This is a genomic window from Sphaerisporangium melleum, from assembly GCF_014646695.1.
Lineage (GTDB): Bacteria > Actinomycetota > Actinomycetes > Streptosporangiales > Streptosporangiaceae > Sphaerisporangium > Sphaerisporangium melleum.
Window position 1 is genome coordinate 14,936 of record NZ_BMNT01000019.1, and the last position, 13,370, is coordinate 28,305.

Genomic DNA, 13,370 nt, shown 5'->3' on the forward strand with positions numbered 1-13,370 from the left:
CCGAGAAATCCCTTACTCACCTGGCACTCGCCGTCGCAGCGGTACCTCGACGGGGGGTGAGTAGGCTCTCGGCATGAGGCTTCGGGGCAGACGTGGAGTGGCGCTGGCCGTGGGTGTGCTGCTCGCGCTCGCCGCAGTGGGGTGGGCGGTGTGGCCGGCTCCGCCGGTGCGCGCGATCGCGCAGGTCATACCGGTGGTGGACGGCCCCGCCGACGACCAGCGGGTGCTGCTCGACACCACCTTCTTCCCGCCCGCCGACGGGGGCAGGGGGCCCGCCGTGCTGCTCGCCCACGGCTTCGGCGGCAGCAAACGCAGCGTGCGCGACCAGGCGGTGCGGCTGGCCCAGGCGGGGTACGCCGTGCTCACCTGGTCGGCCCGAGGTTTCGGCGCCTCCACCGGCGAGATCGCGCTCAACTCCCCCGACTACGAGGTCAAGGACGTCCGGCAACTGATCGACTGGGTGGCCCGGCGGCCCGAGGTGCTGCTCGACGCGCCCGGCGATCCGCGTCTCGGGCTCGCGGGCGGCTCCTACGGCGGCGCGATCACCCTCATGGCCGCCGCGTACGACGACCGGATCGACGCCATCGTGCCGCAGATCACCTGGTACGACCTGGCCGACGCGCTGTTCCCCGACGCCACGGGCCAGGGCCCCGAGCAGGGCGTGTTCAAGCGCATGTGGGCGGGCCTGTTCTTCAGCCGCGCCGTCGAGTCGCCGCTCGCCGGCGCCGACTCCGGTTCCGGCTCCCCGCTCACCGGCGACCCCGGTGTGCCCTCCCCGCCCGCCACACCCCTCCTCTCCCGGCCCGGAGGCCTCCCGTCCTCCCCCACCCCCGCGACGAGCCCGCCGGGGGGCGCATCTCCCTCCCCCGGCGCCGGTGCGGGGTCCACGGACCAGGGCACCGGGGCGGCGTCCAGGGACAAGGACACCGGGCAGGGGGCGCCGGGTGGGATCGACGGGCGCGAGGTGCGGTGCGGGCGGTTCCTGCCGGCGATCTGCGACATGTACCAGCAGGTCGCGCAGACCGGGCGGGCCACCCCGGCCGCCGTCGAGACCCTGCGCAGGTCCAGTCCCGTCTCGGTGCCCGGGAAGATCCGCGTGCCGGCGCTGCTCATCCAGGGCAAGTACGACTCGCTGTTCCCGCTGTCCCACGCCGACGCCAACGCCAGGGCGATCGCGGCGACCGGGGCCCCGGTGCGGGTGGCGTGGTTCGACGGCGGGCACGACGGCGGCGACGGCGAGCTCGACTGGGTGGCCGACCGCACCATCGGCTGGTTCGACCACTGGCTGAAGAACCGGAGCGGCGGCCCGCCGCCGGGTGAGGCGTTCTCGGTGACCAGGAACGGCGGCCGCGACCCCGGCACGCGCCGCCCGGTGCTGCTGCACGCCGCCGCCGGCCGCTACCCCGGGCTGGCCGGCGCGGCCCGCACACCGGTGCCCCTCGCCGGCCCCGACCAGGAGGTGGCCGGCCCGCCGGGCGGCTCGCCGGCCGCGATCTCCACGGTCCCCGGCATGGCGGGCCTGCTGGGCGGCCTCGGCGGCGCCGGCCTGGCGATCGACATGCCGGGCCAGGCCGCCGCGTTCGAGTCCGCGCCGCTCACCGCGCCGCTGGAGGTCACCGGCACACCATCGGCGAGCGTGCGGGTGCACGGCGAGGGCGAGGTGATCCTGTTCGCCAAGCTGTACGACGTGGGCGGGCAGCGTCCCCTCCTGCCGCAGGGGCTGGTGGCGCCGTTCCGGGTCACCGCGACCCCGGCCGGCACCCCGGTCACGGTCACCCTGCCGGCGATCGACCACCGTTTCGAGGTGGGCCACCGGCTCCGCCTGGTGGTGAGCACCACCGACATGGGCTACGCCTCCCCCATCGCCCCGGCCGTGCACCGCGTGGGCCTGGCCTCCTCCACGCTGACCGTGCCCACCGATCCCGCGCTGCGGACCACCGGCGGCGGGCTCGGCTGGTGGACCTGGGCCCTGCCGCTCGCCGCGCTGGCCGTCGCCGCCGCGATTCTGTTGACCGGGCGGGTACGGCACGCCGGCCGGCCCGACCCGGCGCTGGCCGGGGTGCCGTTGCGGATCACCGGGCTGAGCAAGCGCTACCGCGACGGCGAGCCGGCGGTGGACGATCTGTCGTTCCAGGTGGACAGGGGGCAGGTGCTCGGCCTGCTCGGGCCGAACGGCGCCGGCAAGACCACCACCATGCGCATGATGATGGGGCTGATCCATCCGGACGCCGGGGAGATCCGCATCTTCGGCCACCGGGTGACGCCGGGCGCGCCGGTGCTGTCCCGCCTCGGCTCCTTCGTCGAGGGGCCGGGCTTCCTGCCGCACCTGTCCGGCCGGGAGAACCTCGAGCTCTACTGGCGGGCCACCGGGCGGCCACGGGACGACGCCCACCTGCCCGAGGCGCTGGAGATCGCCGCCCTCGGCTCGGCGCTCGACCGGGCGGTGCGCACCTACTCCCAGGGCATGCGCCAGCGGCTGGCCATCGCCCAGGCGATGCTCGGCCTGCCCGATCTGCTGGTGCTGGACGAGCCCACCAACGGCCTGGACCCGCCGCAGATCGCCGAGATGCGCCGCGTGCTGATCCGCTACGCGGCCGGCGGGCGTACGGTGATCGTCTCCAGCCACCTGCTGTCCGAGGTGGAGCAGACGTGCGACCACGTCGTCGTCATGCACCGCGGCAGGCTCGTCACCGCCGGTCCGGTGAGCGACCTGCTCGGCGACCCGGCCGCCGCGGGCGGCTCCCGTGGCCGCCTGGAGGACGTCTTCCTGGACCTGATCGGAGACAAGGCGTGACGCTGGAGCGGAAGGTCCCGGGCGGGCGTGAGGAGCCGGTGGGCGGCGGGTACGCCCCCGGGCGGACGCTGCCGCTGCGGGTGGAGGTCGTGCGCCAGTTGAAACGGCGGCGCACCGCGGTGATGTTCGGCCTGCTGCTGGCCCTGCCATGGGTGCTGGTCGTGGCGTTCTCGCTGGGGCCCGCGGCCCAGCAGAACAACGCGCTGCGGCTGTCGGACCTGGCCACGCAGGGCGGGCTGAACTTCGCGGCGTTCACGCTCTCGGTGTCGGCCACGCTGCTGCTGGTGGTCGCGGTCGCGCTGTTCTGCGGCGACACCGTGGCGAGCGAGGCGAGCTGGTCCTCCCTGCGCTACCTGCTGGCGGCCCCGGTGCCGCGTGACCGGCTACTGTGGCGCAAGCTGCTGGTCGCCCTGGGCTTCTCGGCCACGGCGGTCATCGTGGTCCCGGTGATGTCGCTGCTGGCCGGCACGCTCGCCTTCGGCTGGAACGACGTGCGGCTGCCCGGCACCGGCGAGGTGATCCCGGCCGTCGCGGTGCTGCCGCGGTTCGGCATCGTCGTGGGGTACGCGCTGGTGAGCCAGCTCGTCGTGGCGGCCCTGGCGTTCCTGCTGTCGGTGAGCACCGACTCGCCGCTCGGCGCGGTCGGCGGCGCGGTCGGGCTGGTCATCGTGAGCAACATCCTGCAGGCGGTGGAGGCACTCGGCACGCTGCGCGAGTTCCTGCCGACCTTCTGGAACACCGCCTGGCTGGACGCCCTGGTCCCCGAGCTCGACTGGAGCGGCATGGCCCGCGGCGCCGCGCTGTCGGTGACCTACGCGTCGATCCTGACCGCCCTGGCCTTCCGACGCTTCCGCCGCAAGGACATCGTCTCCTGAGCTGCCGGTGGTCCTCGCCGAGCGGTACGGGCGGCCGCACACGAGCGCCCGGTGCCCGCCGCGATGCGGGTCAGGCCTCCGGCGCGGGAGCGACCCGTCCCGGTTCCGGGGAGGCGCTGAGACCAGGTCTCGACGCGCGGGCGGGCCGGGTGAGCCAGGTGGGAGGGGCGAGGGTCGCGATCGCCGCTGCGAGGACGGGCAGTCCGGCGGCGAGGACGGCGATCGCCGTCCATGGCGTTTCGAAGGGTGCTCGCGGCGGCGCCGGCTCCCAGTCGACATAAGTGGTCATCGGCCAGGCCAGCGACAGGCCGATGACGCACCCGGCGGCGAGGCCGATCACCGTCCCGCATGCGGCGCGGAAAGCCGCTCGCCAGCCGTTGAGGAAGCGCAGGGCCACGGCCGAGCCGCCACCGAGCCTGCGCAGGACGCGCTCGGAGCCGGCCGAGCGGGTGGCGGCGAGCGCGCCCGCGAGGGCGAGGAGAATCAGCAGCGCGACGACGTACACCCACGAGGTCTGCGGCTGATATCCCTGAAGGTCCCTCGCCCTCCCCTGCGCCGTGACGGCAGGCGCGATGATCATCAGTGCGACCGCGACGGCGGTCGCCACCATCGTCGCCGCCACTCCCGCCGCGGTGCCGGCGGGCGCGCCCGCCTGGTGGACGGCCGGCCGGAGCGCGCGCGGCAGAAGCGCGACGCGGCGCCGGAGCGTCATCAGCAGCAACGAGACGAAGGGACCCAGCCCGAGGACGAGCAGAGCCGCGCCGTACACGCCCGCCAGGGCGGTCATCGCCGACCCGAAGTCGTCGTAGTGCATGTCTTCGCTCGTGCTCCAGGCGGTGAGCCCGGTCGCCGCGGCGCCGGTCGCGACCAAGGCCGCTCCCCAGATCAGGAAGCGCGCGCTCATGCGATCGCGCGTGCGGACCGGGGCCGACACCGCCGCGAGACCCACCGAGCCACAGAGGAATGACAGCGGGATGCCCGCGATGACCAGATAGAACAGCATGGATAACACAGCGAGATGCTACGCAGCGGTGCGCACGACGTCACGGGGGTGAAGGAGACGAAGATGTCCTGCGACAAGGCGGTGATCTGAGCGGCGTGATACCGATGGGGGCGGTGGGGATGGTGACTTTCCGGAGACGAATGTCGGCTCCGGTGCGCGCGCGGCCCGGCACTCTGCGATGATCCTCCCGGTAATCCTGTCGGACATCGAGAATGACGGACAGAGACTGATGCCCCCCTTCGAGCAGATAACCACCTTCGCCGCCGATCATCCAGGTCAAACGGCCATCATCTGTGCGTCCGCCCTGGTGCTCTTGGTCCTGGCGTTCTTCACTCTCCGCGCGACCTACCGCGCCTGCGCCGTCGCCTACCGCAAGTTCGCCGAGAACCGCCCGGCGGAGGACATCCTCACCATCGTGGCCGCCAGCATCGCCACCGGGGTGTCCGCGCAGGGCATGTGGCGGTTCTCCGGAGACGTGCTCGGCTTCGACGGGCCGCTGCGCCTGCTGCTCTTCGCGTTCATCGAGGTCGCGGTGATCACCAGCGCGGTGCGGGCGCGCCGCAACATGCGGGAGAACTTCTCGGCCGGCATCGACGGCATCGCCGTGTGGGCGCTCACCAGCCTGTCCGCGGTGCTGTCCAGCCTGGACGCCCGCAGCCTGGCCGAGGCCATCTTCCGGCTCGCCGCCCCGCTGGTCGCCGCGTGGCTGTGGGAGCGCGGCATGGCCATCGAGCGGCACCGCATCACCGGCCGCTCGCGCATCAAGTGGCGGCTCACCCCCGAGCGGGCCATGGTGCGGCTCGGGCTGGCCGAGGTCAGCGATCGCACGGCCAGCGAGGTGGACGCGCACCGCAGGCTCACCCGGGTCGCGCTGGCCGCCAAGCGGGCCCGCGCGCTGCGCGAGGCCGGCGCCTCCGACCGCAAGATGCGGGCGGCGCTCGCCAGGCTCGACCGGGTGATGGACCAGGCGGTGGAGCACACCGGCCTCGCCGTCGACTCCACCCGGCAGGAGGCCCTGCTCCAGCAGATCGGCGCGCTCTACAACACCAGCGCGCTCATCGACCTGCGTCCGCCGGTGCCCTGGGGCCCCGAGGAGGAGGACGAGCGGCGGCACGCCCTGCCCGCGTCCTCGGCGCCGGTCGCGGCCTACAACGCCCTCGACGACGAGGAAGAGGAGGCCGAGATCATGGATCCGGACCACGCTCCGCAGGTCGTCGACACCGCCCAGCGCGCCGCCCTGCTGCGCGCGGCGCGGGCGTACTGGGACAAGCAGATCGAGCGCAAGATCGTGCCGAGGGCGGCCGACATCGCCCGGGAGGTCGGCATCCCGCTGACCACGGCCAGGGAGGTGCGCGCGCTGTGGAAGCTCGAGCCGCGGGCGCACGCGCTGATCGAGAGCGCCTACAACGAGCACGGCATCGTCGACACCGGGACCTTCCCCGCGATCCTCGTCCCCGAGAAGGCCGAGCGGCCGGCGGCGGACCGGGCCGAGCGGCGCGAGCCGGAGCTCGAGCCGGTGTTCAGCATGAACGGCTCCTCGCCCACGGCCGATCCGGTCGGCGCCTGACCGGGCTCGCACGGCGAACCGCCCGCGGCGCCGGAGCGCGCGGGCGGTGGTGGCGGCCCGAAGACCGGTGAAGCCTTCGGGCCGTGACGGACATGAGATGGGCTCCGCGCGGGACGCGGAGCCCGGGCGACGGTGTCCCGGTCAGTCCCAGTGCGGCGGGCGCTCCTCCAGGAGATGGGACACGTCGTCGGACGAGCGCCACTCGCCCCAACCGGTGTCGGTGTCGTCGCTCGTCTGGTCAGGCAGCACCGGCAGTCCCTCATCGAAGAGGTCCACCGGACGCAGGTCATCCGGCTCGTGCACAGTCACGCTCCAATGCTACGCGCCCGGCGGCCGGTGCGACCCGCACCCCCACCATCACCACCCGTCCCATCGCCCCCACCCGTTCCACCGCCTCCCGGCCGGGCATACGCCCGCGGCACTGGGACAGCCGACGGTCGGCACGGGTACGATGCCGAAGCAGGCAGCACGCCGGAACCACCCCCGTGAGGCGGCCCATGGCATCCCCCGCAGAGTGGCGGAGAACGGGTAATCTTCCCGCGGAGCTCACGAGCTTCGTCGGACGCGAGCGGCTGCTCGCCACCATCCGGCAACGCTTCCAGGAGTCCCGCCTGGTCACCGTGACCGGCATCGGCGGCGTCGGCAAGTCCCGCACCGCGCTGCGCGTCGCCCACCAGATGAGCCCGCAGTTCCCCGACGGCGTCTGGTACGTCGACCTGTCGCGTCTGCAGGACCCGACGATGGTGCCGCACGCCGTCACCGCCGCGCTCGGCATCGCCGACCAGTCGGCCCGGCCGGAGGTCGAGACCCTCACCGAGTGGATCTCCCAGCGCGACCTGCTGGTCGTCCTGGACTCCTGTGAGCACCTGCTGGAGGCGTGCGCCGTGCTGGTCCAGCAACTGCTGCACGCGGCCCCGCGCCTGCGGGTGCTGGCCACCAGCAGGCAGTCGCTGGGCGTCCAGGGCGAGCACGGCATCCCGCTCGCGCCGCTGCTGGTGCCGGGCGACGACGGCGGCGAGAGCCCGTTCCTGAACGAGTCGATCCAGCTGTTCGCCGAGCGCGCCTCGGCGGTGCTCCCCGGCTACACCGTGGACGAGGACAACATCGGGGCGGTGTCGGAGCTGTGCCGGCGGCTCGACGGCATCCCGCTGGCCATCGAGCTGGCCTCGGTCCGGTTGCGCGCGCTGTCGGTGGAGCAGATCCTCGCGCTGCTGACCGACCGGTTCAGCCTGCTCGCCGGGGCCAGCCGCACGGCGCTGCCCCGCCACCAGACGCTGCGCGCGGCCATCGGCTGGAGCCACGAGCTGTGCGAGCCGGCCGAGCGGCTGCTGTGGGCGCGCCTTTCCATCTTCTCCGGGGACTTCGAGCTGGAGGCCGCGCGCCATGTGTGCGCCAGCGAGGACCTCCCGGCCGAGCAGGTCCTGGACCTGATCGGCGGGCTGGTGGAGAAGTCCATCCTGCTGAGCGGGAACGAACGGGCCGGGGTGCGCTACCGCCTCATCGACACGCTGCGGCACTACGGCAGGGAGTGGCTGGACAAGCTCGGCGAGACCGACCAGGTGCGCCGTCGGCACCGCGACTATTACCTGCAGCTCGCCGAGCGGGGCGAGCGCGCCTGGTCCGGGCCGCGCCAGGTCTACTGGTTCGGGCGGATGCGGCAGGAGCACGACAACATCCGCGCCGCGCTGGACTACTGCCTGGGCGATCCCGCCGAGGCGCGCACGGGGCTCGACCTGCTGTCCTCGCTGTGGTTCATGTGGGTCGCCTGCGGGTTCGCCCGCGAGGGCCGGCTGTACCTCGAGCGGGCCCTGCACGCCAGCCCGCAGCCGAGCAGGGAGCGCTGCAAGGCCCTGTGGGTGCTCGCCTACGTCCGCAGCGCGCAGGGCGACACGGCCGGGGCGCTGGACGCCGCCGAGCAGTGCGCCTCCGAGGCCGTGCGGGTGGGCGACTCGATCGCGGTGATCCTGGCGACGAAGATGCAGGGCACGGCCGCGTTCCTGCAGGGTGACCTGCACAAGGCGACCGCGCTGCTCGGGGTGGCCATCGAGTTCCACCGCAGCGGGCGCGAGCTGAATCCCGGGCTGCTCCCGGCGATCGTCGAGCTCGCGGTGGTGCTCACCCAGCAGAACGAGCTGGCCGAGGCCGAGGCGCTGCTGCGCGACTGCCGCCAGCTCTGCGGCGAGCGCGGCGAGCTGTGGCTGCGCTCGTACGCGGTGTGGGCGACCGCGGCGATCGAACGGATGACCGGGCGCGTCGAGGACGCCGTGCTGAGCGCGCAGGAGTCGCTGCGCATCAAACGGCACTTCCACGACGTGCTGGGCGCCGTCCTGGCGATGGAGACGCTGTCGCAGCTCGCCGTCGAGCAGGGCGACCCGTCCCGGGCCGCGCGCATCCTGGGCGCGGCGCAGACGAACTGGCGGCTGTTCGGCCTGCCGCAGTTCGGCTCCCCGTTCTTCGGCACCGAGCACGAGCAGTGCGTCAAGGAGTGCAAGCGCATGCTGGGCGAGGACGCCTATCTCGACGTCTACCAGCAGGGCACCCGGATGAACTTCGATGAGGCCGTCAGCTACGCCATGGGCGAGATCGACCCCGCCGCCCCGCCCGCCACCTGATCGCGGCGCCGGGCGGGGCACCGGCGAGGGGTCAGCTCCGTTCGGCGTGGTCGGGGGTCAGCACGAGGTCCTGCCAGGCCTTGGTGTAGCGGCTGCTGGTGAGGGAGTAGGCCACACTGCCGCTGATCCAGTGTTCGAGGCCGCGCACGTAGGCCGAGACGGCGGGCGAGCCGAGCGCGTCCAGGCCGGCCCGCAGCGCGACCATGCGGGTGACGGCGGCGTCGCGCATGCGGCCGATCTCGTCCATCGACTGCTGGATCGAGCGGTGCAGGTGCCGCACCAGCACGTTGACCAGGTTGTTCGGCGCGTTGACCCCGCGGCGCTCCTTGGCGTACGACAGCAGGTCGTTGTCCCAGACCACCACGTCGTTGGCGCTGTCGGTGATCGCCCGCAGGTCGCGGTGCCGCCATTCGTCGGTGGTGAGCGGGTGCCCGGTGGCCAGGTCGATCAGCGCGAAGACGGTCAGCATGGCGCCGGTTCTGCGCCGCATGAAGATGTAGTCGCCGTAGGTGGGGATCACGGCGTCCTCACGGTTGGCGGCCTCCCAGACCTGGGCGTACAGATAGTCCTTGGTGACCGTGCGCCAGCGGTCCAGCTGGTCGGCGCTGCCCGCGTCGCGGACCCGGCACATGATGTCCAGCAAGGCGCACGCGAACGGAGCCTCCACCCGCACGCGGGAGCCGGCGTCCTCGTCCAGGACGGCGAGCAGCTGCGGCAGGGCGCGGGCGATCTCCGCGGCCCGGCGGTCGGACTCGCAGAAGGCGTCGTCGAAGGCGAACAGCCAGACGCACCAGTCGGTCACCAGGCGGAGCATGTCACGGGAGGCGTAGGGGTAGGTGCGGGCGCCCAGCCAGCCGTAATGGGCCTCGCGGTAGCGATCGAGCTCCGCGGGGTCGTCGATCATCCGGCTCTCCACCAGCCAGGAGAAGGTCTCGGCGTCGACCTGCTCGGCGTGCGGGCTGACCACGCTGGGGAACGGACACGACAAGGAGGGAAGAAGAAGCTTGAGCGGCGCTAAATCAGCCATTCCCCCATGATGGCAACAAAGTAACCAATTAACTACAGGCCGACAGTGGTGATTCGACCGGTTACTTCGCTTCCGGCGTGAACCACGCCAGCATTTCGGCCTGCCCGAACATCTGTGCGGTCGCGTACGCCGACGGGTTGCCCCGGTGCGGATCGGCCCCGGCCGCGAGCAGGGCCCGCACCACGTCCGGCTCCTTCTTGAACACCGCGCCGGCGAGCGGCGTCTGCCCCCGGTCGTTCGCCCGATCGGGGTCGGCGCCGCGCTCCAGCAGCGCGCGCACGGTCTCGGCGTGGCCGTGGTAGGCCGCGAGCATGAGCAGGGTGTCGCCCTTGTCGTTGGCCAGGCCGGCCGGGACGCCCGCGTCCACGTACGCGCACAGCCGGTCGGTGTCGCCGGCCCTGGCCATCTGGAACAGCCGGGTGGCCAGCTCCACGACCTCGGCGTCCTCTTCCACGTCTCCATTGTGCCCGGCGCCCCCGTGCCCGGCGGCGGAGGCCCGGCGCGGGGCCCGCGCGGGGGGGACCGGATGTGGCCGCCCGGGCAGCAGACCAGGGGACTCACCGGCGGAATCGTCAGGACATCCCATAGGTTCTCTGTTGAGAGACGATAGAAAGGCTGGGACCCAAGGTGTTCGACCCGACGGATCTTTACCGGCTCAGCGGTGATGTCCCTGAGCTGACCGATCCGGTGCTGCTCTACCACTTGGAGGGGTTCGTGGACGCGGGCGGGGCGGGCCGGCTCGCGGTCGGCCACCTGCTCGCCGAGTTGGAGCACCGGGTCGTCGCGACGTTCGACGTCGACCGTCTTCTGGACTACCGGTCGAGGCGGCCGCTGATGACCTTCGACACCGACCGGTGGGTCGACTGCGAGTCGCCCGAGCTGGTGGTGTACCTCACGCACGACGCGGCGGGCACGCCGTTCCTGGTGATGCACGGCCCCGAGCCCGACCGCGAGTGGGAGCTGTTCGTGGAGGCCGTCGGCACGCTCGCCACCCGGCTGAACATCGGCAAGCTGGTCACCGCGCACGGCATCCCGATGGCCGCGCCGCACACCCGGCCGCTCGGCCTGACCGGCCACGGCACCCGTCCCGGGCTGACCAGCGGGCCGGGCAGCCCGTTCGGCCGCATCCAGGTGCCGGGCAGCGCCGCCTCCCTGCTGGAGCTGCGCCTGGGCTCGCGCGGGTACGACGCGCTCGGCTACGCCGTCCACGTGCCGCACTACCTGGCCCAGGCGGAGTACCCCCGGGCGGCGGTGACGGCGCTGGAGGCGGTCAGCCGCGACACCGGGCTGGTGTTCCCGATGGACGGCCTGCGCGACGCCGCCGAGAAGACCACGGCCGAGATCGAGGAGCAGATCATCGCCTCGGCCGAGCTGTCCACCGCCATCCAGGGGCTGGAGCAGCAGTACGACGCCTTCCACGGCGCCGAGCGCGAGAACCTCATGGCCGAGAGCACGCCCATGCCGACCGGCGAGGAGCTGGCCGCGCAGTTCGAGCGCTTCCTCGCCGAGCGGGACGAGAAAGACTCGTGATCAAGGTCGGACTGGCCGGATACGGCCCGGCAGGGCGGTTCTTCCACGCGCCTTTGATCGGGGCCACGCCCGGCCTGGAGCTGGACGCCGTGGTCACCCGCAGCCCCGAGCGGGCGGCGCTGGTGGCCGGCGACCACCCCGGGGCCACGGTCGTCGCCTCGGCCGAGGAGCTGCTCGCCCGCGAGCCCGGCCTGCTGGTGGTCGCCTCCCCCAACCGCACGCACGTCCCGCTCGCCCGGCTCGCCCTGGCGGCCGGAGTCCCCGTGGTGGTGGACAAGCCGCTGGCCGCCACCTCCGCCGAGGCCGTTGAGCTGGACGGGCTGGCACGCGAGCGCGGGGTGATGCTCACCGTGTTCCACAACCGCCGGTGGGACGGCGACTTCCGTACCCTGACCACGCTCGATCTCGGCGAGGTCCACCGGTTCGAGTCGCGGTTCGAGCGCTGGCGGCCGGTGCCCAAGGGCGGCTGGCGGGAGAACGGCGGCGCGGAGGAGCTGGGCGGGCTGCTGTACGACCTCGGCAGCCACCTGGTCGACCAGGCGCTGCGCTACCTGGGGCCGGTGACCGACGTGTACGCCGAGGCCGACGTCCGGCGGGCGGGGGTGGGCGCGGACGATGACGCGTTCATCGCGCTGACCCACGCGGGCGGCGCCCGGTCCCACTTGTGGATGAGCGCGGTCGCCGCGCGCCCCGGGCCGAGGTTCCGGGTGCTCGGCTCGCGCGGGGCGTACGTCAAGTGGGGGATGGATCCGCAGGAGGACCGCCTGCGGGCGGGCGAGCGCCCGGGCGGCCCCGGGTGGGGCGCCGACTCTCCTGAGCACTGGGGCCTGCTCGGCACCGAGGGCGACACCCGCCCGGTCGAGACGCTGCCCGGCGCCTACCAGGAGTTCTACGCGGGCGTGGTGGCGTCCCTCACCACGGGCGCGCCTCCCCCGGTGGACCCGCTGGAGGCCGCCGAGGCGCTCGCCGTCCTGGCCGCCGCCCGGGTGTCGGCCGCCGAGCGCCGGGTCGTGGCCCTGGAGCCGCCCGGCGCGCGGGTCAGCTGAGCAGGCGCGAGCGCAGGGCGGCGGCGTCCTCGCCGGTCCAGCCGTGGCGGGACAGCCAGCCGAGCGGGCCGTCGTCCCGGTCCTCCAGCATCCGCAGGAAGTGGTCCATGTACTCCGGCCGGGGCAGGTGGCTGTCGGCCGGACGCGAGTCGAGGTCGTCCCGGTAGGTGTCGCTGGCGCGCAGGCGGGCCAGGATGGCCGCCATGCGGTCGCCGGTCGCCGCGTAGTCGGCGACGATCGCGTCACGGGTGACTCCGGCGACCGAGAGCGCCAGGGCGCACACCACCCCGGTGCGGTCCTTGCCCGCGGCGCAGTGGACGATCGCCGCGCCGTCGCCGTGCGCGAGGACGCGCAGGGCGGCGAGCACCGAGTCGGGCCGGTCCAGCAGGTAGGCGTAGTAGAACCCGAGTGCGCGCACGTCGGGGTGCTCCTCGTCCTTGCCCTGCCAGGGCAGCACCTTGTCGGCCTCGATGTGCGGCTGCGCGCCGCCGCTTCGCGAGGGGGCGGCGTCGCCTGCGAGTTCCGCGAGCTCCGCGGCCTCCGGCGTGTCGGCATCGACGTCGGTGTGCCGGCCGACCTCGGGAAAGAGGGTCAGGTGATGGATGCTCACCTCGGGCACGCGGGTGAGCGGGCCGGGCCCCTCCAGCGCGACCTCGGCGTGCGAGCGCAGGTCGACCACGTCGCGCAGCTCGAGCTCGCCGACGAGCCGCCGTACGTCGGCCTCGGTCAGTCCTTGCAGGTTGTCCGAGCGCAGCACCCGCCCGAACCTGGTCGTCCGGCCGTCGGCCGTGGGGAGACCTCCCAGGTCCCGCACGTTGACGGCGCCGTCCAGGGCTATCCACCTCGTTGCTTCACTCATCACCGACAACCCTATATGCGCGGTATGTCGGGCATGAAGAAGGCGGGCGGGACCGGT

General features: G+C 73.3%; 11 protein-coding genes. 6 read left to right on the plus strand and 5 right to left on the minus strand.

All coding sequences use genetic code 11. The annotated features are described in order from the left end of the window. Positions 1-73: 73 nt before the first annotated feature. Positions 74-2,794, plus strand: coding sequence for an alpha/beta fold hydrolase (locus tag IEY93_RS17775; RefSeq protein WP_189164204.1), 2,721 nt, complete (start codon positions 74-76; stop codon positions 2,792-2,794). Beyond that, the gene (locus IEY93_RS17780; RefSeq protein ID WP_229691234.1) at positions 2,791-3,669 is read left to right on the plus strand and encodes an ABC transporter permease; all 879 of its coding nucleotides are present in this window, start codon (positions 2,791-2,793) and stop codon (positions 3,667-3,669) included. Before IEY93_RS17775 ends, IEY93_RS17780 begins: the two co-directional genes overlap by 4 nt. A gap of 70 nt (positions 3,670-3,739) precedes the next feature. Here the strand turns inward: IEY93_RS17780 and IEY93_RS17785 are convergent, their stop codons facing one another. Then, on the minus strand, positions 3,740-4,681 hold the full coding sequence (locus IEY93_RS17785; protein WP_189164205.1) for a hypothetical protein: 942 nt from the start codon (positions 4,679-4,681) through the stop codon (positions 3,740-3,742). Positions 4,682-4,901: 220 nt separating this feature from the next. Here IEY93_RS17785 and IEY93_RS17790 point away from each other — a divergent pair, with 220 nt between their 5' ends. Then, entirely contained in the window at positions 4,902-6,239 is a 1,338-nt protein-coding gene (locus IEY93_RS17790; protein WP_203968679.1) for a hypothetical protein, read from the plus strand. Positions 6,240-6,380: 141 nt separating this feature from the next. On the opposite strand, the gene IEY93_RS17795 is transcribed toward IEY93_RS17790, so the two are convergent. After that, a complete protein-coding gene (locus IEY93_RS17795; RefSeq protein ID WP_189164329.1) occupies positions 6,381-6,548 on the minus strand; it encodes a hypothetical protein in 168 nt (55 codons plus the stop codon). Positions 6,549-6,736: 188 nt separating this feature from the next. Between IEY93_RS17795 and IEY93_RS17800 the strand changes: the two genes are divergently transcribed. Beyond that, positions 6,737-8,851 carry an ATP-binding protein gene (locus IEY93_RS17800; protein WP_189164206.1) on the plus strand — a complete coding sequence of 705 codons (2,115 nt, stop codon included), beginning with the start codon at positions 6,737-6,739 and terminating at the stop codon, positions 8,849-8,851. Positions 8,852-8,882: 31 nt separating this feature from the next. Here the strand turns inward: IEY93_RS17800 and IEY93_RS17805 are convergent, their stop codons facing one another. After that, on the minus strand, positions 8,883-9,878 hold the full coding sequence (locus IEY93_RS17805; protein ID WP_189164207.1) for a 4-epi-cubebol synthase: 996 nt from the start codon (positions 9,876-9,878) through the stop codon (positions 8,883-8,885). A 61-nt stretch (positions 9,879-9,939) separates the two neighbouring features. Next, positions 9,940-10,284, minus strand: coding sequence for an ankyrin repeat domain-containing protein (locus IEY93_RS17810; RefSeq protein WP_229691245.1), 345 nt, complete (start codon positions 10,282-10,284; stop codon positions 9,940-9,942). Between the two features lie 221 nt (positions 10,285-10,505). Between IEY93_RS17810 and IEY93_RS17815 the strand changes: the two genes are divergently transcribed. Together IEY93_RS17815 and IEY93_RS17820 are read left to right on the plus strand one after the other, a co-directional pair. After that, positions 10,506-11,408, plus strand: coding sequence for a proteasome assembly chaperone family protein (locus IEY93_RS17815; protein ID WP_189164209.1), 903 nt, complete (start codon positions 10,506-10,508; stop codon positions 11,406-11,408). Next, positions 11,405-12,454, plus strand: coding sequence for a Gfo/Idh/MocA family oxidoreductase (locus tag IEY93_RS17820; RefSeq protein ID WP_189164210.1), 1,050 nt, complete (start codon positions 11,405-11,407; stop codon positions 12,452-12,454). Before IEY93_RS17815 ends, IEY93_RS17820 begins: the two co-directional genes overlap by 4 nt. Here the strand turns inward: IEY93_RS17820 and IEY93_RS17825 are convergent. After that, positions 12,447-13,313: a tyrosine-protein phosphatase gene (locus IEY93_RS17825; RefSeq protein ID WP_189164211.1), complete on the minus strand. Its 867-nt coding sequence runs from the start codon at positions 13,311-13,313 to the stop codon at positions 12,447-12,449. The genes IEY93_RS17820 and IEY93_RS17825 overlap by 8 nt on opposite strands. Positions 13,314-13,370: the final 57 nt, after the last annotated feature.